The sequence below is a fragment of the Actinokineospora pegani genome, assembly GCF_009745975.1.
Lineage (GTDB): Bacteria > Actinomycetota > Actinomycetes > Mycobacteriales > Pseudonocardiaceae > Actinokineospora > Actinokineospora pegani.
In genome coordinates this window covers 16,962-35,531 of the sequence record NZ_WHOL01000099.1, presented here as the reverse complement: position 1 = coordinate 35,531, position 18,570 = coordinate 16,962, and the positions used below count along the sequence as shown (strand labels likewise).

The 18,570-nt window shown below is 73.2% G+C and carries 15 protein-coding genes and 3 pseudogenes; 5 read left to right on the top strand and 13 right to left on the bottom strand.

Going from position 1 to position 18,570, the window contains the following annotated elements:
* Window positions 1-154: 154 nt before the first annotated feature.
* Together GCL84_RS18725 and GCL84_RS18720 are read left to right on the top strand one after the other, a co-directional pair.
* Window positions 155-1,498: a PucR family transcriptional regulator gene (locus GCL84_RS18725; RefSeq protein ID WP_235926415.1), complete on the top strand. Its 1,344-nt coding sequence runs from the start codon at window positions 155-157 to the stop codon at window positions 1,496-1,498.
* Window positions 1,499-1,742: 244 nt separating this feature from the next.
* Complete coding sequence (locus GCL84_RS18720) at window positions 1,743-2,300, top strand: serine O-acetyltransferase (protein ID WP_156756805.1); 558 nt, start codon at window positions 1,743-1,745, stop codon at window positions 2,298-2,300.
* Window positions 2,301-2,527: 227 nt separating this feature from the next.
* Here the strand turns inward: GCL84_RS18720 and GCL84_RS18715 are convergent, their stop codons facing one another.
* From GCL84_RS18715 to GCL84_RS18695, 7 genes and pseudogenes are all read right to left on the bottom strand, one after another.
* A complete protein-coding gene (locus GCL84_RS18715) occupies window positions 2,528-3,235 on the bottom strand; it encodes an FkbM family methyltransferase (protein WP_197523347.1) in 708 nt (235 codons plus the stop codon).
* A 129-nt stretch (window positions 3,236-3,364) separates the two neighbouring features.
* The gene (locus GCL84_RS18710; protein WP_156756803.1) at window positions 3,365-3,736 is read right to left on the bottom strand and encodes an acyltransferase; all 372 of its coding nucleotides are present in this window, start codon (window positions 3,734-3,736) and stop codon (window positions 3,365-3,367) included.
* 42 nt (window positions 3,737-3,778) lie between these two features.
* Complete coding sequence (locus GCL84_RS18705; RefSeq protein ID WP_156756802.1) at window positions 3,779-4,018, bottom strand: hypothetical protein; 240 nt, start codon at window positions 4,016-4,018, stop codon at window positions 3,779-3,781.
* A 269-nt stretch (window positions 4,019-4,287) separates the two neighbouring features.
* Window positions 4,288-6,369 (bottom strand): annotated as a pseudogene (locus tag GCL84_RS31025) (DNA gyrase subunit A); the annotation flags it as partial.
* Between the two features lie 732 nt (window positions 6,370-7,101).
* Window positions 7,102-7,308 (bottom strand): annotated as a pseudogene (locus GCL84_RS31020) (hypothetical protein); the annotation flags it as partial.
* 12 nt (window positions 7,309-7,320) lie between these two features.
* Window positions 7,321-8,523, bottom strand: a pseudogene (locus GCL84_RS31015) (DNA gyrase subunit A); the annotation flags it as partial.
* Between the two features lie 52 nt (window positions 8,524-8,575).
* The gene (locus tag GCL84_RS18695; RefSeq protein WP_156756800.1) at window positions 8,576-10,627 is read right to left on the bottom strand and encodes a DNA gyrase/topoisomerase IV subunit B; all 2,052 of its coding nucleotides are present in this window, start codon (window positions 10,625-10,627) and stop codon (window positions 8,576-8,578) included.
* Between the two features lie 272 nt (window positions 10,628-10,899).
* On the opposite strand from GCL84_RS18695, the gene GCL84_RS18690 reads away from it, so the two are divergent.
* Window positions 10,900-11,409: a lytic polysaccharide monooxygenase auxiliary activity family 9 protein gene (locus GCL84_RS18690; protein WP_156756799.1), complete on the top strand. Its 510-nt coding sequence runs from the start codon at window positions 10,900-10,902 to the stop codon at window positions 11,407-11,409.
* A gap of 17 nt (window positions 11,410-11,426) precedes the next feature.
* Here the strand turns inward: GCL84_RS18690 and GCL84_RS18685 are convergent, their stop codons facing one another.
* Entirely contained in the window at window positions 11,427-12,908 is a 1,482-nt protein-coding gene (locus GCL84_RS18685) for a helix-turn-helix domain-containing protein (protein WP_156756798.1), read from the bottom strand.
* Between the two features lie 234 nt (window positions 12,909-13,142).
* Here GCL84_RS18685 and GCL84_RS18680 point away from each other — a divergent pair, with 234 nt between their 5' ends.
* Window positions 13,143-13,295, top strand: coding sequence for a hypothetical protein (locus GCL84_RS18680; protein WP_156756797.1), 153 nt, complete (start codon window positions 13,143-13,145; stop codon window positions 13,293-13,295).
* Window positions 13,296-13,898: 603 nt separating this feature from the next.
* Window positions 13,899-14,246: a hypothetical protein gene (locus GCL84_RS18675; RefSeq protein ID WP_197523346.1), complete on the top strand. Its 348-nt coding sequence runs from the start codon at window positions 13,899-13,901 to the stop codon at window positions 14,244-14,246.
* Window positions 14,247-14,264: 18 nt separating this feature from the next.
* On the opposite strand, the gene GCL84_RS18670 is transcribed toward GCL84_RS18675, so the two are convergent.
* From GCL84_RS18670 to GCL84_RS18650, 5 genes are read right to left on the bottom strand one after another with little or no spacing between them, the layout of a single operon-like run.
* The gene (locus GCL84_RS18670) at window positions 14,265-14,831 is read right to left on the bottom strand and encodes a 1,2-dihydroxy-3-keto-5-methylthiopentene dioxygenase (RefSeq protein ID WP_156756796.1); all 567 of its coding nucleotides are present in this window, start codon (window positions 14,829-14,831) and stop codon (window positions 14,265-14,267) included.
* A 1-nt stretch (window position 14,832) separates the two neighbouring features.
* On the bottom strand, window positions 14,833-15,438 hold the full coding sequence (gene mtnB, locus GCL84_RS18665; protein ID WP_156756795.1) for a methylthioribulose 1-phosphate dehydratase: 606 nt from the start codon (window positions 15,436-15,438) through the stop codon (window positions 14,833-14,835).
* Complete coding sequence (gene mtnC / locus GCL84_RS18660) at window positions 15,435-16,154, bottom strand: acireductone synthase (RefSeq protein ID WP_156756794.1); 720 nt, start codon at window positions 16,152-16,154, stop codon at window positions 15,435-15,437. The genes mtnB and mtnC overlap by 4 nt, the downstream gene beginning before the upstream one ends.
* On the bottom strand, window positions 16,151-17,173 hold the full coding sequence (locus tag GCL84_RS18655) for a s-methyl-5-thioribose-1-phosphate isomerase (RefSeq protein WP_156756793.1): 1,023 nt from the start codon (window positions 17,171-17,173) through the stop codon (window positions 16,151-16,153). The genes mtnC and GCL84_RS18655 overlap by 4 nt, the downstream gene beginning before the upstream one ends.
* Window positions 17,173-18,351 (bottom strand): acyl-CoA dehydrogenase family protein, encoded by a 1,179-nt coding sequence (locus GCL84_RS18650; RefSeq protein ID WP_156756792.1) that lies wholly within the window; start codon window positions 18,349-18,351, stop codon window positions 17,173-17,175. Before GCL84_RS18650 ends, GCL84_RS18655 begins: the two co-directional genes overlap by 1 nt.
* Window positions 18,352-18,570 lie beyond the last annotated feature (219 nt).

Here is an 18,570-nt window from a genome sequence, read left to right as displayed (position 1 = left end):
AACTCGCCAGGTGACCGTCCCCGCCAACGGGGAATTTCACAGATGTTCCGGCAAGTGTTTGACACTTGCGCGGAAGGATATTTATCGTCAGTGGAGCAAACGGTCCCCCGTCCCTGCCGACACGGACGGCTGTTTTGTCACGAAGAGGTGGCGCATGACGATGGAACCGAATCCGAGCACCGGGAGGCGGGCCGGGGCCGCTGCTGCCCCCCTGCGGCTGACCAGCGCCCGGCAGCCGACGCCGAACTGGAGCGAGCGCGGGGTCAGCGCCGCCCGCGCGCTGTGGTCGGCGATCCCGCCGGAGCTCTCGGCGCGGATGCGCACCCACTCCACCGAACTCGTGCGCGAGGTCATCGGCGAGATCCAGGGCGCGGTCCCCGCCTACGCCCAGCCGCTGGAGGGCGAGTTCCGCGACGTGCTGGTGCGCTCGGTGGAGATGGCGGTCGTGCGCTGCTTCGACGCGGGCGACGACGTCTCCGGCGCCGAGCAGCACTGGACCTCGGCGTTCACCTACGCGGGCAAGGTCGAGTACGCCCAGGGCCGCACGATGGACGCGCTGCAGACGGCCGTCCGGGTCGGCGCGCGCGTGGTCTGGCGCCGGATGAGCGCGGTGGGCCGGGCGACCGGTGTGCCGACCGAGACCCTGTTCACCCTGGCGGACCGGATCTTCGCCTACGTCGACGAGGTCTGCGCCATCGCCATCGCCGGCTACACCGAGGCGCAGGGCAGCGCCACGGGCGCCCTGGAGCGCAGGCGCAGGCAGCTCCTCAAGCAGATCCTCGCCAACCCCGCGGTGTCCCCGCAGGCGATCGCGGACCTGGCGAGCACCACCGACTGGGTGGTCCCCGAGCAGGTCTCGGTGATCGCCCTCGAGCACCGCCCCGACGCCCACCGCGACCCGGCGTCCATCCTCGGCGGCGAGCTGCTGGTCGACCTGGAGAGCGCGGACCCGTGCGTCATCGTCGCCGACCCGGACCGGCACCTGGGCAGGCTGGCCCGCGAGCTGGCGGGCCGCCGCGCCGTCGTCGGCCCGATGGTCCCGCTGGCCGAGGCGCACCGGTCGCTGGCCTGCGCCCGCCGCGCGCTGGCCCTGGTGCAGCGCGGCGTGCTGCCCGACCGGCCGGTGACCCGCTGCGCCGACCACCTCTCGGCCCTGGTCCTGCTCTCCGACGAGTTCCTGCTCGCGCAGCTCACCCAGCGCACGATGGCCCCGTTCGCCAACCTGACCCCCAAGCAGCAGGAGCGCCTGACCACGACGCTGCTGGCCTGGCTGGAGACCAGGGGCGGCATCAACGACATCGCCACCCGCCTCGACGTGCACCCGCAGACGGTGCGGTACCGCATGCACCAGATCGAGGAGCTGCTCGGCGACCGCATCGATGACCCGCAGGAACGGCTGTGCATGGAGATCGCGCTGCGCGCCCGCACCCTGCTCGGCCCGGCGGTGCCCGAGCAGCGCTACGCCCTCGACGAGGAGTTCTCGGCGGCCGCGGGCTGACCGGCGGCAGCGCGCGGGGCGCCTGTCCCGCGCGCTGGTCCGGTGACGCCGCCACACCCCGCGGCGATCTCCGGCACGCGGCGCCGGCCGTCCCGGTCGGCGGCCCGCCCGCGGGCCGTGGTGTGGCCGGCCCCGTCCCCAAACCCACTCTTTGGTGTTGTGCGACCGAGTCCAGGGCGGAATCCGCGGTCACGGGCCCTACCCTCCAGGCAACTCGCTCAACGACCAACAGGGGTGCGAAACCATGCGGGTTCCTCAGTGGACAGTGTTGTTCCTGGCCGACCTGCGCTCGGTGACCGGCGGTCAGCGGACCGGCCCGGTGGGCGCGGCGTGGCTGGTCGCCACCCGCCCCGGCGTGCTGGCGACGCTGCTGATGCGGTTGCAGGGCGCGGCGGACGAGCGGGTGGGCGCGCCGCTGCTGCGCGCGCTCAACCACCTGCTCACCGGCGCGGACTTCGAGCCGGGCGCGCGGATCGGGCCCGGGCTGCGGCTGGAGCACCCCAACGGCCTGGTGGTCGGCGCGCGCGCCGTGGTCGGGACGAACGCGTTCCTGTGCCAGCGGGTGACCCTGGGCGAGCGGCTCGGCGACAACCGCGGTCCGGAACACCCGGTCCTGGGCGACAACGTGTTCGTCGGCGCGGGCGCCGCCGTGCTGGGGTCGGTGCGCGTGGGCTGCGGGGCGCGGATCGGGGCGGGCGCGGTCGTGCTGCACGACGTCCCGGCGGGCGCGGTGGCCGTGGGGAACCCGGCGGTGATCGCCCGCAGGCGCACGCCGCGCTCACGGCCCCGCAGCCTGGTCTGAGCACCACCGGACTCGCGAGCCGGTACCCGTGATTCACGCAGGCAGTTGGCCACGGCGGCGGAGTCGGTGGGCACCCGCCCAGTTCGATGGGGTGCCTGCACCACGCGGACGAGCCGGCCCCGGCCGGGCGACTCCCGCCACCGCCTTGATCACCTCGGCCGGCAGCCCGGTTCCGGCGGTGCTCGTGCCCGGCGGGGGTCAGGGGCGGCGGCCGACCGCCTCGGTGGTCATGGGTCCTGCCGGACGAACACGCCGTCGCACCGCGCTATGCGGCCGGCGGCCGGGTCGGTGGAGCCGGGCTCCAGCCACCACAGCGCCAGGCCCGCGCGCTCCAGGCGAGCGGTGATGTCGCCGATGAGCCGCTGTCCCGCGTGGAGCGGGATGAGCGGCAGCTCCACCTGCGCGGCGGCCAGCCGGGGCAGCGAGCGCGCGGCGCCGTCGAGGACCGCCCACTCCTGGCCGTGGCCGCCGACCTTGAGCAGGGCGCGCTCCGGCGGGTAGCCGTAGCTGTCGAACAGCTCATCCACAGTGGACACCGGGGTGCGCTCGGCGCGCACGTGCCCGAACCCCGGTGCGGCCCGCGGGTGGCCTGCCGTCACCGGCGCCTCGACGTCACCGGGGGCCGCGCCGACGGCGAGCCGCTCCGGGTGCCAGTCGGGGTCAGCCGCGGCGGCCCTGACCAGCTCGTCGAAGGTGCGGCCGACCGGTTCGCAGGACACGATGTGGCCGCGGAAGCCGCAGTGGCGCAGGAACCCGGCGTACTGCCCGCCGCCCGCGCCGACGTCGAGCGCGGCGCGGATGTCGAGCCGGTCGCACAGCCCGGCCAGCCGCTTGCCGAAGGGGTGCCAGTTGACCTCGGCCCCGACGGCGCGGGCGGCCCGCTCGGCGAGGGAGCGCAGGGTGGCGGGGACGTAGTCCAGCAGTGCCGTCGGCACGGCATCACATCCTTCGGACCGGCGCTCGCGGGCAGACCGGGCGGGAGCCTCGATTGTGGACACACCGCGGGCCGTGCCGCCGCTTGGGCGGGCCACGACCACACCAACGGGTCACCCGGCGGGCGGGCGTCACCGCCCGATGCGGGCCTCGGCGCGGTCGAAGTGGGCGCCGTCGATGGGCCTGATCGGTTTGGCGGGGACGCCGCCGTGGAGCATGTGGCGGGCGTAGATGCCCGCCAGGGCGGTGACGCCGCCCGCGGCGAGGACGGCGCGCTCGGCGAGCTTGGTGCCCGGCATGACGGTGCAGTTGGTGCTGACGTACGCCTGCCGGTCGAGCACGACCGGGCGCAGGGTCCGCTTGCCGGTCTCCAGGTCGACGCCGCGGGTCAGGACGGTGCAGCGGACCCCGCCGATGGTGGCGGACTCGGCCATGACCAGGCCACCGGAGCAGTCGAGGTGGTGGCGGTCGGACACCACCGCGTGCGCGCCCAGGTCGGCCACGCCCTGGCGGGGGTCGTCGCAGGTCAGACCGGCGGCGGCGGATCACCAGTTGAGCCCGCCGATGACCGCGCCCTCGCCGACGCGCAGCGCCCGCAGGCCCCGGAAGGCGTTGCCGTGCCCGACCCGCACGCGCGCGCCGATCGACACCTCGGTCTCACCGGTGAACAGGCAGATGCCGACCCGGGCGGTGGGGTGCACGCGGTGGCCGAGCAGGGTCAGCAGGAGGTTCTTGACCCGGTGCGGCGGCAGGAGCCAGCACAGCGTCTGGAGCAGGCTTCTCACGGGGGACCTTCCGGGGTGTCGTCGAGCACCTGCCGGGTGAGCGGCGCGGGGCGGCTGGATCATCGACCCGACGAGCCGTGGGTTGTCCGGCCCGTCCGCGACTGGAGGTCCACAACGGGTGCGAGCCTTCCGCGTGGACTCCCGGCCTCATGGTTGTCCGAGCTTTCCCGGCTCTGCGGCCCAGTGCCACTCGTCGTCACCCGAAAGCATGAGGTGAGCGCAACCGCCGCCCGCGTCGAGCACCATCCTCGACGCGGGCGGGCGGCTGGTCAGCCCCGTTCGATGGTGTGCCCGATGACGTCCGGGCCGGGGTGCGCCGTGCCCGAGCCGTCGCGGCGCGGGTCGGGGTCGGGCAGCTCCACGGCGGACCCGGTGCGCGACGAGCCCACCGGCCGCGGTCCGACCCAGGCCAGCACCAGGCCCTCCTCACCCTTGAGGAAGCGGTGCGCGCGGACGCCGCCGGTGGCGCGCCCCTTGGCGGGGTAGTCGGCGAACGGGGTGACCTTGACCGTCTGCCCGGTGCAGGTGACCACCATCGGCTCACCGTGGTCGGCGTCGTCGGTGCGCACGGCGGCGAAGAAGGCCGCCGTGGCGCCCCCGGGCAGGGTGATGCCCGCCATCCCGCCGCCCTTGGCGCCCTGCGGTCGGACGATGGCGGCCTGGTAGCGCAGCAGCGCCGCCTCCGACGAGACGAACACCAGCGACTCGGCGCCGTCGGTGAGCCAGGTGGCGCCGATGACCTCGTCGCCGTCCTTGAGCGTGATGACCTCGAACTCGTCCGAGCGCACCGGCCAGTCGGGCGCGCACACCTTCACCACGCCCGCCCGGGTGCCCAGCGCCAGGCCCGGCGACCCGGCCGCCTGCTCGCCCAGCGGGGCGATGCCCACCACCCGCTCGCCCTTGTCCAGCGGGACCACCTCGCTGGCGGCCATGCCGCCGCTGAGCGACACCGTGCCCGCCTGCTCGGGCAGCACCGGCAGCGGCAGCACGTCGGTCTTGAACGCCCGGCCCCTGCTGGTCACCAGCAGCACCTGGCCGCGCGCGGTCGAGTGCACCACCGCGGCGACCGCGTCGTGCCGGGCGCGGCCGTTGCGGCGGCGGGCCTCCGAGGTCTCCTCCGACTCGGCCGCGGTGCGCGCGACCAGGCCGGTGGCCGACAGGATGACCTGGCACGGGTCGTCGGCGACCTCCAGCGGGCCCGCGGGCCTGGACGCGGCGAGGACCTCCTTGAGGTCGCCGTCGATCAGCGCGGTGCGGCGCTCGGCGGTGAGGTCCTTGGCTACCTTGGCCAGCTCGGTCGAGACGACCTTGCGCAGCACCCCGTCGTCGTCGAGGATCTTGGACAGCTCGGCGATCTCGGCGGCGAGCTGCGACTGCTCGTTCTCCAGCTCGAGCTTGTCGAACTTGGTGAGCCGGCGCAGCGGGGTGTCGAGGATGTAGTTGGCCTGGATCTCCGAGAGCGTGAACCGGCTGATCAGCCCGGACCTGGCCGCCGCCGCGTCGTCACTGCCCCGGATCAGGGCGATGACCTTGTCGATGTCGAGCAGCGCCAGCAGCAGGCCCTCGACCAGGTGCAGCCGGTCCTCGCGCTTGCGCTTGCGGTGCTGCGTGCGCCGGGTGACCACGTCGTAGCGGTGCTGGAGGAAGACCTCCAGCAACTGCTTGAGGCCCAGCGTGCGCGGCTGCCCCTCGACGAGCACCAGGTTGTTGATGCCGAAGGACTGCTCCATCGGCGTGAGCCGGTACAGGTCGGCCAGCAGCGCCTGCGGGTTGACCCCGACCTTGCACTCGATGACCAGCCGGGTGCCGTTCTCCCGGTCGGTGAGGTCCTTGACGTCGGCGATGCCGGTGAGCCGCTTGGACTTGGTGACCTCGTCGGTGATCTTCTCGATGATCTTCTCCGAGCCGACCTGGTAGGGCAGCTCGGTCACCGTGATCGCCTGCCGCCCGCGCGAGCCCTCCAGCGGCCCGATCTGCACCTTGGCCCGCATCCGCACCACGCCGCGGCCGGTCTCGTAGGCCTTGCGCACCTGGTCGAGGCCCAGCAGCATCCCGCCGGTGGGCAGGTCGGGCCCGGGGATGAACTCCATGAGCTTGTCCAGCGTGGCCGCCGGGTGCGTGATCAGCCACCGCGCCGCCGCCACGACCTCGCCCAGGTTGTGCGGGATCATGTTGGTGGCCATCCCGACCGCGATCCCGGACGTGCCGTTGACCAGCAGGTTCGGGAACGCCGCGGGCAGCACGGTCGGCTCCTGCAGCGAGCCGTCGTAGTTGGGCCGGAAGTCGACGGTGTCCTCGCCCAGCTCGCCGACGAGCAGCATGGCCTCGCTGGACATGCGGGCCTCGGTGTTGTGGTTGACGAACCCGCCCGCCAGGAACGAGTGGTCCTCGGTCCGCACGCGGACCGAGTAGACCTCCTCGGCGGGACCGGCCTCGACCGTGGCGACGGTCTCGAACCGGTAGCCCGAGTCCAGCACCGGCAGGACCGTGCGCAGCACCTCCTGGTCGGCGACGCGCGCCACGACCCGGGACCGCTCGGTCTCCCACCGGTCGACCAGCCCGGGGTCCACGCCCGCGTACTCGGCGACGAACGGCACCCGCTCACCCACGGCGGGCACGCCTGCCACCGCGTTGACCAGCGCGGTCTGCTTGGCGCCCGCGAACCCGACCCGCTCGGTGAACGCGCGCAGGTCCCGCGACCCGGACACGACCAGCGTCGTGCCCGCGCGCCGCGCGCCGACGCCGAACTCGACCAGCAGCTCCTGCACCTCGCGGGCCACCTGCTCGGTGCCGCCCGCGAACTCCACCGCCACGTCCGCGCCGGTGCCGCGCAGCGCGCCCGCCCGGTCGAAGCGGGCCATGAGGAACGCGCGCTTGAGACCCCAGCCGCCCGCCCAGACGAAGTCGGGGACGTGGTCGCCCGCGCCGCGGCTCGCGGCCAGCACGTGCTCGCGGGCGGTGGGCACGACCTGCTGCCAGGCGTTGCGCGCCACGCAGACCACGGTGCCCGGCCGGACCTCGTCGAGCCTGCGCCACTGCAGCAGCGGCACGCCCATCGGGTTGTCCAGGCAGAGCACCAGGTGGTTGTGGCTGCCGCGCAGGGCGAGGCCGGACTCGGTCGCCACGCGCAGGGTCGGGTGCACCCCGGAGTTGAAGACCCGGTCCACCCGGACCGCCTTGCCGTCCTTGTCCAGCACCTCGAGGTCGACGACCGCCTCGGAGTCCGGGGCGAGGGCGACCAGGTCGGCGATGCGCGGGCTGGCGCCGTCGGCCAGCCGGACGCGGGTGTCGCCGACGACGCAGTACCGGCTGGCCGCCGGGCCGTCGTCGGGCGAGCCGAAGTTGCCGTGGCCGTCGATGAGCGGGGCGTTGAGCGAGAAGTCCTGGGCGAGGCGGACCATGGCGTCGTAGATCGCCGAGTCGCCGTGCGGGTGGTACTTGCCCATGCAGTTGTGCACGACGCAGCCCTCGACGACGAAGGCGTGCTCGGGCGAGCCGACCTGGATGTCGAAGGTGGTGTCCGGGGTGACCGGGGTGACCGCGACGACCCGGCGCCCGGAGGTGGGCGCGGTCATCGCGCGGAGCTGGCGGTGCAGCTCGGGGTCGGTCGCGCCGCAGCCGATGCCCGCGGCGTCGAGGCCGCCCACGGCCAGGCCGGCCAGGAAGGCGGGCCAGGTGGCGCGGTCGGAGAGCACGTCCTCGGGCACCCGGCCCGCGAGCGCCTCGGTCATCGGGCGGGCCACCGGGTCGAGCGGGGTGAACGCCAGCGAGTGCAGGTCGCGGCCGTCGTCGGCGCCTGCCTCGAGCTTGTCGCGGCAGACCGCGACGCCCGCGCCGATCGCCCAGCCGTGCGCCCGGTCGACCGCCTCGGTCTCCGGGCTGGCCAGCACCACGCGCCCGTCGGCGTCGACCGCGCCCAGGGCGGTCAGCAGGCCGAGCACGAACTCGAACCCGGTGTCCTCGGCGCGCACCGCGGGGCGGGCGGCCGCCGCGGTGGTGGTCGCGCCGACCAGGGCGCGCGCCTGCACCCAGCCGCCCGCGGTCATGAACCGCTGGCCGGGGGTGACCAGCAGCGTGTGCCCGTCGTCCCAGGTCACGCGGACCAGGGCCGAGGCCGGGTTCTGGTACACCTCGACGACCGGCACGGGCGCGCCGCCGCCGTCGAGCACCAGGTCGCCGACCTCGAGCGCCTCGATCGGGCGCAGCCCCGCCGGGGTGGACACCAGCGCGCCGCGCACGAAGCAGTCGCCGACCACGCGGGAGGACTTCACGTACGCGTGGGTGGGCCGGTAGCCCTGCTCGTTCATCGAGAACAGGATGCGGCGGTGCACCGGCTTGAGCCCGTCGCGGGCGTCGGGCAGCGCGCGGGAGTGGATCACCGAGTACGCGTACTCCAGGTACGAGTCCTCGATCTCGGTCTCCACCGGGTTGTCGAAGACCTGCGCGCCAGCCTGGTCGAAGGCGGCGGCGTCGACCTTGGTCGTCGGGGCCTTGCGGCGTGCCATAAGTCAGCGGCTCTCTCTCGCGTGCTCTATCGGCTCCGGGCGCTCTGGCTGCTCACACATCGATGGCGGCCTGGTCGACCCGGCCGGAGGACTCCACCAGCCAGTTGCGCCTCGGCTCGACCTTCTCGCCCATCAACAGCTCCAGCGCGTTCTCCGCGGCCTCGGCGTCGTCCAGCGTGATCCGCCGGACCGAGCGGGTGGCCGGGTTCATCGTGGTCTCCCACAGCTCGTCGGCGTCCATCTCGCCGAGCCCCTTGAACCGGGGCACCGGCGTGACGACCTGCTTGCCCGCCTTCTGCAGCGCGGCGACGGTGGTCTCCATCTCCCGCTGGGTGAAGGTGAACCGGGTCTCCCCGCCCCGCCCCTTGGTCGTGATCTTGTGCAGCGGCGGCATCGCGGCGAACAGCCTGCCGTCGGAGATGACCGGCCGCATGTACTTGGCGAACAGGGTGATCAGCAGCGTCCGGATGTGCGACCCGTCGACGTCGGCGTCGGCCATCAGGATCACCCGCCCGTACCGCATCGCGGGCAGGTCGAAGGTGCGGCCCGTGCCCGCGCCGAGCACCTGCACGATCGCGGCGATCTCGGCGTTGCGCAGCGTGTCGGCCAGCGACGCCTTCTGCACGTTGAGGATCTTGCCGCGCAGCGGCAGCAGCGCCTGGTACTCCGACACCCGCGCCATCCGCGCCGAGCCCAGCGCGCTGTCGCCCTCCACCAGGAACAGCTCGCTGCGGGCCACGCCGGTGGTGCGGCAGTCGACGAGCTTGGGGGGCATGGCCGCGCCCTCGAGGGCGGTCTTGCGGCGGGCGGCGTCCTTCTGCTGCTTCTGGGTCAGGCGGACGCGGGAGGCGTCGACGATCTTCTGCAGGACGACCTTGGCCTCGGACTTGGTCCTGCGGTCCTCGACCCAGGCGCGGATGGTGCGCTCGACGACCGCGCCGATCACCTTGGTGATGCCCGCGGTGGACAGCTCGTCCTTGGTCTGGGAGGTGAACTGCGGCTCCGGGACGCGCACGTGCACGACCGCGGTCATGCCCTCGAGGACGTCGTCGAGGGAGGGCGGGTCCTCCTTGGGCTTGAGCAGCCCGCGGGTCTTGGAGATGGCGTCCTGCAACGTCTTCACCGCGGCGCGCTCGAAACCCTTGCGGTGGGTGCCGCCGTGGACGTTGCGGATGGTGTTGGTGAAGCACTCGACGGTGCGCTCGTAGCCGGTGCCCCAGCGGAAGGCCACCTCGACCTCGGCCGTGCGCTCCACTTTGGACCGCATGACGCCGTTCTCGTCGGCAGCGTTCTCGGTGTAGGTGCCCTCCCCCACCGCCATCAGCGTGCCGGACACCGCGCGGTCGCCGCCGGGGGTCAGGAACTCCACCATGGACGTGAGCCCGTCGGGGAAGTGGAAGGTCTCCTCGGAGATCGCGCCGTCGACGGCGGTGCGCAGCACGTAGGCGACGCCGGGGACGAGGAAGGCGGTGTTGCGGACCTTCTGCCGCACCGCCTCGACGTCGAGGACCGCGCCGTTCTCGAAGTAGCGGGCGTCGTGCCAGTAGCGGATGGAGGTGCCGGTGGACTGGCCGCGCTTCATCCTGCCGACGACCCCGAGGCCCGAGCGCGGGGTGAACGCCGCGGTGGGGCCGGGGCCGTCGAACACGCCGGGCACGCCGTGCGCGAAGGACATCTGGTGGACCTTGCCCTCGCGCCGGACCGTCACGTCGAACCGGTGCGACAGCGCGTTGACCGCGGAGGCGCCGACGCCGTGCAGCCCGCCGGAGGTCTTGTAGCCGGAGCCGCCGAACTTGCCGCCCGCGTGCAGCCGGGTCAGCACCAGCTCCACCCCGGAGAGGCCGGACTTGGCGTGCTGGCCGGTGGGGATGCCGCGGCCGTCGTCGTCGACCTCGACGCTGCCGTCGGCGTGCAGGGTGACGACCACCTTCGTCGCGTGACCGGCGACACCCTCGTCGGTCGCGTTGTCGATGATCTCGGCGAACAGGTGGTTGATGCCCCGGCTGTCGGTGGACCCGATGTACATGCCGGGGCGCTTGCGGACCGCCTCGAGCCCCTCGAGGTGGGTGAGGTCATCCGCCCCGTACAGCGTCTCCGCGCTCACACCCGCACCCCTCGCACTCCCATGTCTGCGTGCACTCCCCCGCGTCCCGGCCCGTGTCCGGACTCGAACAGGTGTCCCAACGTACCGGAGGGTATCCGGCGGGTCCGACAACGCTCACCGGGACGGGATTCCCGACCGCCGTGACCAGTCCACCCACTTCCTTGACGTGCCGTCAATTGTCGACCTATGGTCTAGACCACACTCCCGCTCAGCCCCTGGTCCGGCCGCCCCGCCCCACCCGGGCGTGGACGCACACCCCGAGGAGCAGCCCCATGGGATTCCCCCGCACCGTCGCCGTCGTCGCCGCCACCCCCCTGCTCTGGCTGGCCGTCCCGGCCACCCCGGCCCTCGCGCACGGGTACGTGAACAGCCCGCCCAGCCGCCAGGCCAACTGCGCGACCGGGGTCGTCCCCGGGTGCGGTGAGATCCAGTACGAGCCGCAGAGCGTCGAGGGCCCCAAGGGCCTGCGCGCGTGCGACGGCGGCAACGCCCGCTTCGCCGCGCTCGGCGACGAGTCCCGCGACTGGCCCGCGACGCCGGTCGGCGGCCGGGCGCACTTCACCTGGACCCTGACCGCGCGGCACGCGACCAGCACGTGGCAGTACTACGTGGGCGACACCCTGGTGACCGAGGTCGACGACGGCGGCGCGCGGCCCGGGTCGACCGTGACCCACGCGGTCGACCTCAGCCGGTTCCCCGGCGAGCAGAAGGTGCTCGCGGTGTGGAACATCGCCGACACCGCGAACGCCTTCTACGCCTGCGTCGACGTCCGGGTCGGCTGACCTGGGCGCGGGCCCGCTCAGCGCTCGGCGATGCCGAGCTCGCGGAACCACCGCTCCAGCCAGCCCATGTCGCGGGCCTGCACCAGGAAGTCGTTGAGGTCGGGCTCGTCGACGTAGTCCCGGACGCCGTGCGGGTCGATGTCCGCCCTGGCCTGCAACGCCGCCAGCTCCGGGACGCCGCCGCGGTCCTCGAGCTCGAGCACGAACAGCCGGGGGGCCAGCGCCGCCCGCCGCCGCCCGGCCACCGGCCCCTTGCCCACCAGCCACAGCTCCTCCGGCACCTCGACCGGGGTGAACCGCTCCGGGGAGATGTCGAGGCCGAACATCGACATCTCCCGCCGGGCGGCGAGCTGGAAGGCCAGGTCCGGCAGCGTGCCGCCGGTCCTGGCCAGGTACGGGTTGATGTCCAGGGCCGAGGCCAGCGCGGACCGGGTCGAGCGCTGCCCGTCGCCGGGGGCGCCCTCGGCCAGGTCCTTGGCCCGCCGCACGTCGACGTCGGTGACGGTGTTGCTGAAGAACGACGGCTGGCGGTCCAGCCGCGAGTGCAGCCTGCGGTAGGTGATCACCCGGCGGGCGACGCCGTGGCTGGCCCGCGGGCACAGCGCGACGACGAGGACCAGCGCGGTGGCCTGGCCCTCGCGCTCGTCGACGTCCTCCTCCTGGTCCTCGCCGACGGTGAAGTAGCGGGTGAACACCGGCCCCCGCCCGCCCGGCCCGGCCTCGACGTGGCACAGCGCCTCGTTGCTGAGCAGCTCCTCACCGGTGACCAGGGTGTCGAAGTGGGCGCTGAGCCCGGCGAAGACCGCGCGGTCCACGCTGGTCCCGACCGGCAGCGCCGAGGAGTCGGACAGGGTGACCGGCGCCCAGACGGCGCTCTCCACGCCGGTGCGCGTCTCGGCGAGCACCATCGGCGCGATCACCAGGTCGGACTCGTACAGGTGCAGGCTCCCGGCGGCGTAGTGGTGCGACTTCTTCAGGTCGGAGACGCGCTTGAGCTGGTACTCGATGTGCCCGTGCAGCGAGTCCTGCTCCCCGAACAGCTCCCGCTCCCGCCGCGCGGTCGGCACCACGATCGACACGTCGTGCGCCACCAGCGCGAGGTCCCCGTCGGCCCAGGTCGCCACCAGCGACCGCAGGTCCAGCGTGTCGGCGAGGACGACCCGCACCCTGCGCAACCCGCGCCTGCCCAACACCCGCCCCACCACCGCGTCGCGCCCGGTGTCGGCCACCGGCACCAGCCGGTCGCGGTCGGCGACCAGTGTCCGCAGCTCCGCCAGCCCGAGCTCGGCCTCCAACTGCTCGGCGATGGCGGGCGTCAGATCGGTCGCCCCCGCCTCGATCCGGTTGACCACGAACCGGCTGACCCCCAGCCGCTTGCCCAGCTCGGCCTGGGTGAGGTCCTTGGCCTGGCGGGCCCCGCGCACGGCCGCCTGGATCTGCTTGCGCAGCGTCGCCCGCGCCGAGGGGGGCGGGGCGGGGCTACCGGTGTCAGCACTCATGCCAGACCCTTCTGTGCACGTGCCTGCACACAGGTGCACACTCTACCACCTGTGGGAATGCCATGGTGGATCGGACATTTTTAGGACATCGCGGCAGATTTCCATTGCCAGATCGCGAGTGTGCACGCACACTTGGTGCAGAGCCGCACATGGGCGGTCCCACCGCTCAGGACCCGCGACTCTGCCCGCCCGGCACGCCGGGGAGTGGTGCCGGGCTCGAAGGAGGTGACCACCGTGAAGATCCTCTGTTCGCTGCGGACCCTGGTCACGACGGTGTCGGCGGCGTTCGCCATCGGGATCCTGGCCGGGATGACGCTCTCAGCCCAGGCCGCCGAGGCGCCGTCGACCAGTGACGTGCTCGACCACCGGATCGCCGAGGCGCGGTAGGGGTGTGAGCACAGGACAGCCCCGGGCTCGCCCGGGGCTGTTTGCCGAGGCCCGTGCTCAAACGGAGGCGACCGCAGGCCGCAGGCGCATGTCCTCGACGTACCCGGTTCGTAGCTGCGCACCTTCCAGCATTGCCCGGCATTCCTAATGCGTCAGGGAAGCCTTCGCCTCCCTGTGTGGCGAGGCAGATGTTGAACAGCCCGTAATAACCCAGGTGCGCCGCCAGGTGCTCGTCGGCCCAGGTGCGCATCTCCGCGATGGCGCGCGTGACCGCCTCCTCCTGGATGTTCCGGACGTCGAGGCCCAGCTCGGTGAAACGAACAACCTCCCAGTGCTCCCGACCGTTCCGGCTTGAGCCGGTGATCTTCTGCAAGAAGTAACCAAACTTCACTACGACCTCTTTCTCAGGCTTCCACTGTGCTGGCGTCTGAGGAACTGATCAGCGCAGATCACGGGGCATGACGGTGCAGACCGGGGCAGACGGGAGCAGACCGGCGGACAGCCACCGAGATGGTGATGGCCTGCCCACACTCAGTGCATGTCTGTACCCGACAACAAACAACTAGTCGTGGCAGAATTGACAGGCTGAGCGAAGGGGGTCGCGTGTCCGCTTCGGCACCCATGCGTGATCACTGGTGGTGGCGTCCCGGCTGGAAGGTGGGCCGGTCCTTCTACACCTGGCATTTCACCTTCGCAGACCAGCCGCAGGTCGCCGAGCTGCTCGCGCGATACGGCACAGCGGACGGCTTCCGTGCCCACGTGACGCTCGGCTACTCGAACTCCGCCGGACCGGCCGCACCCGTCGCTCACGCTCTCGACAAGTGCGGCAGCCACACCGCCGAGGTCACCATCTCCACGGTGTCGCTCATCAACCTGAACCGCGACCACAAAGCCCACGAATGGTCAGACGTCGCAACCGTCCGTCTTGGCTCAGATTCCCCTTCCACCTGACCCGATCCGGTACCCCACTCAGTCGCGGGAGGCGGCTAGCTCGTCGTAGGTCGGGAAAGCGTGGGCGATGGAGTCCTCTCGGAAGGAGGCGACCCACCCCTCCTCATCGTGGAAGAAGCGGACGGAGACGTAGTCGGGCGCGGTGCCCATGTCGAACCAGTGCGTGGTCTTGGCGGGCACGCTGAGCAGATCTCCGGCTTCACACAGGACGGCGTGGACCTTGGCGTCCATGTGCAGGTAGAAGACCCCGCTGCCCTTGGCGAAGAACCGGTCCTCGTCGTCGTCGTGGGTGTGCTCGGTGAGGAACTTCGCTCGAGCGGCTCGGCGGTCGGACTCCGGGGTCTCCGGGGACAGGGCCACGGCGTCGACGTGGGTGTAGCCCTCTCGGGCGTTGACCTCGTCGATCCGCTCCCGGTAGGCGGTGAGGACCTGGTCGGGAGTCGGGGTGGCCGGGAGGTCGGCCAGGGGCCAGCGGGAGAAGCGAACACCCAAGCGCCCCAGGACGTCCGCGATCTCAGCGGGATCGGTGGTGCGGAGCAGGACCCGGGTGGGGTCGTCCTCGGGCCAGACGGTCAGCAGGGTCATGTCAGGCTCCTTCCGGCAGTGCGTTGGCGAAGCGCAGCAGCCACTCCAGGCACTCCGCGCGGTGGCGGGCCTGGCGCAGGTCCTCGCCCCACACGTACACCCCGTGCCGGGCGACCACCAGCGCGGGTGTGGCCGGGTCGAAGCCCGCGGCGAAGGCGTCGCCCAGGACGCGCATGTCCTGGCTGTTGGGCACGACGGGGATGACGACCTCGTCGTCGTGGGCGGCGCGGCCGAAGCCCTTGAGCATCTCCAGGTCGCGCAGGACGATGCCGCGGGGGTTGCGCTCGGCGGCGATGACGGGGGCGAGTTGGTGCAGGTGCACCACCGCGCCGGCGCCCGCCACCGCAGCGATCCTGGCGTGCAGTCCAGCTTCCGCCGACGGGGTCAGCTCGCCCGACACCGCCGCGCCGTCCGCGTCGACCACGACCACGTCGGCCTCGGTCAGCTCGCCCTTGTCCAGGCCGCTGGCGGTGACGGCGAGCCGCAGCGGGTCGCGCGAGAGCGTCACCGACAGGTTGCCCGACGTGCCGCGCATCCAGCCCAGGGCGGCGAACCGGGCCGACTCGGCGGCGAGTTGCCGCCCCGCCTCCGACAGCCCGGCCGTCATGCCCGCTCGACCCGGATCTCGTCGAACGACCGCACGGCCAGGTGGTCGCCGAAGTCCGCGTCCGCGAAGGGCTCGCCGGGCCGGGCCAGGCCCGCGGTCTGCCAGCCGTCCGCCGCCGCGGCGTCGAGTTCGGCGGGCACGTCGGACAGGAACAGCACCGACCCCGGTTCCCCGGCGCCGAGCGCGGAGCGGATCACCTCGTAGGACGTGGCCGCGCGCTTGGGGCCAGCGTTGACGGTGTCGAAGTGGTGGCGGAACAGCGGGGTGAGGTCGCCGTCGGTGGTGTTGGAGAACGAGGCGACCTGGCCGGTGACCGAGCCGGAGGAGAACACCGCCAGCGCCAGCCCAGCGCTGTGCCAGGCGCGCAGGGCGGGCACCACGTCGGGGAAGTACTCCGAGACGAGCTCGCCCGAGGCGTACCCGGCCCGCCAGATCTCGCCCTGCAGGTCCTTGAGCGGCGCGGCCTTGCGGTCCTTGGCCATCCACCGGTGCAGCACCGCGACGACCTCGGCGGTGGTCGCGGACCCGGGCAGCCCGGCCTCGGCCCTGGTGCGCGCCACGGCCGAGCGGACCAGGTCGGAGTCGGGGTGCTCGTCGATCCACGGCCCGAGCCGGGGCCGGGCGAAGTCGTAGAGGCCGACGTGGACGGCGCTGGTGGGCATCAGGGTGCCCTCGATGTCCAGGACGAGCCATGCCGCGCGGAGCGTGTGGGTCACGAACTGCCTTCCCGGTGGTAGTCGGCCAACGAGCCCGGGGCGAACGGGCCCCGGTCGGTCACCACTGTCCCCACGAACCGCGGGGGTGTCACGTCGAAGGCCGGGTAGTGCCCGCGCACCCGGTCGCTGGCGGTGCGCACGCCGAGGGTGTGCAGCACCTCGGCGCCGGGGCGGTGCTCGATGGGCACGTCGGCCGCGGTCGGGGCGGCCGGGTCGGGGGCCTGCACCTGGGCCAGGAACGGGACGCCGAAGGCGTGCGCGGCCACCGCGAGGCCGAGCGTGCCGACCTTGTTGACCACGTGCCCGTCCATGGTGACCCGGTCGGCGGCGGTGACCAGCGCGTCGACGTCCCCTGTGGACAGCACGGCGGCGCCCATGCCGTCGGTGATGAGCGTGGTGTCGACGCCCATCTCGGCCAGGGTCTCGGCGGTCAGCCGCGCGCCTTGCAGGTACGGGCGGGTCTCGGTGCAGTAGAAGGAGATCTCGTTGCCCAGGGCCCGCACGGCGTTGACCGTCTCGATGAGGTAGGCGTCGGCCCAGCAGTGCGTCAGCACGCGCGCGCCGGGCGGCAGCAGCTTGGCCGTGTGCTCCCCCAGCGACCGGCTGCGGGCGTGGTAGACCGCCGCCCCCGCCTGCGCCCCGGCCGTCGCGGCGGCGACGAGGTCGGGGCCCGGGGCCGCGTCGACGGCCCCGAGGACGGCGCGCACGGCCTTGCCCAGGTGGTTGTTGGTCGAGCGGCTGGCCACCAGCACCGCGCCCGCCCGGTCCAACTCGGCGCGCGCGAGCTCCGGCGGCAGCCCGGCGGCGGCGCGGGCGGCCAGGACCATCCCGTACAGCGCGGCGAAGTACGGCCCGGACGACTGGGTGACCATGTCGGAGATCGCGCGCGCGACGGCGCCCACGTCGGCGCAGCGCACCCACTCGCGGCGGAACGGGAAGCACCTGCGGTCGAGGATGAGCACGGCGTCCTCGGTCAGCCGCACGCTGTCGGCCAGGGCCGGGACGATGCGCGGCGCCATCAGCTGTAGCCGTCCGGCCTCGGCAGCGCGCCGGTGAGCACGTGCCTGCCGACCTCGGCGGCCTTGTAGACGGTCGGGTCGTGCAGGGTCAGCGTGCGGGCGTTGCGCCAGAAGCGGTCCAGGCCGACGCGGGCGGCGGTGGCGCGCGCGCCGGTCACCTCGAACACCCGGGAGCTGATCTCGACGGCCAGCTCCGAGACGAGCACCTTCGCCTGCGACACCAGCACGCCCAGTTCGCCGCGCCGCACCGGGTCCAGCCCGACCCCCAGCGCGTCGGCGTCGGCGAACGCGACCACGGCGCGGTCGACGAGCAGCTCGGCCGCGGCGAGGCGGGCGCTGAGCGTGCCGTAGGCGGCCTGGGTGTGCGTGTCCTCGACCGCGCTGTCCACACCGGACGTCGGCCAGGCGCGGGCCTTCTCCCGGGTGTAGGCGGCCCCGGTGCGCAGCGCGCCCCTGCCCAGGCCCGCGAGCACCTGGGTGAGCGCGAGCTGGAAGCCGAGGCTGATCAGGGTGCCGCGCGGGGCCTCCGGGTCGTCCGGGTCGTCGGCGCGGTCGAGGAGGTCGGCGGGGTCGACCCGGACCGAGGTGAACTCGACGCCGCCGCTGGCCGACAGGCGCTGGCCGAGGTTGTCCCAGTCGCCGAGGTAGCGCAGTCCCGGCGCGCCCGCGTCGAGCACGAAGGTGAGCTTGCGGCCGGTCGGCGGGTGCAGGGCGCTGACGACGAGCCGGTCGGCGACGCTGGCCCCGGTGGCGAAGAACTTCACGCCGTCGCAGGCGAACCCGCCGCCCGGGGCGTCGGTGAGGATCAAGGCCTGGTCGCGCGGGTTGGACACCCCGGCCCAGAACCAGTCGTTGGCGGCGGTCCGCCTGGCCAGCTCGGTGGCGCGCTCGGGCGCGCTGAACAGCCAGGGCCGCCACAACTGCAGGTAGTGGTAGCCGAGCAGGTGGCCGATGGAGGCGTCGGCGGCGGCGATCTCGCCGACGACGGCGAACGCGGTGCGCCAGCCCTGCCCCTGCCCGCCCAGCCCGGTCGGGATGGTCAGCGCGAGCAGCCCGGCCGAGCGCAGCTCCTCGATCTCGGCCACCGGCTCCGCGCCCTTGGCCTCGCGCCGCACGGCGTCCTCGGCCAGCCGAGCGGCGACCTGGCGAGCCCTGGCCACCCAGTCCACGTCACCCATTCGGCTCTCCCACGGGTCGACACATAGGAATTCGACAATGCGAGCTCGCGCTCGAACGAGTATCGCACCCGCGCGCACGCCGCTCCACGATGTGGGAGCGGGGCGGACGCGGTGGTGACCGAGCGCGAGCGGGTGCCACCGGACGCGTGAAATCCGGCGGCGGCCGGTGGCCGATGGCGCAGCGGTGGTCCGGTTGCCAGAGCGGACCGGGTCCTGATG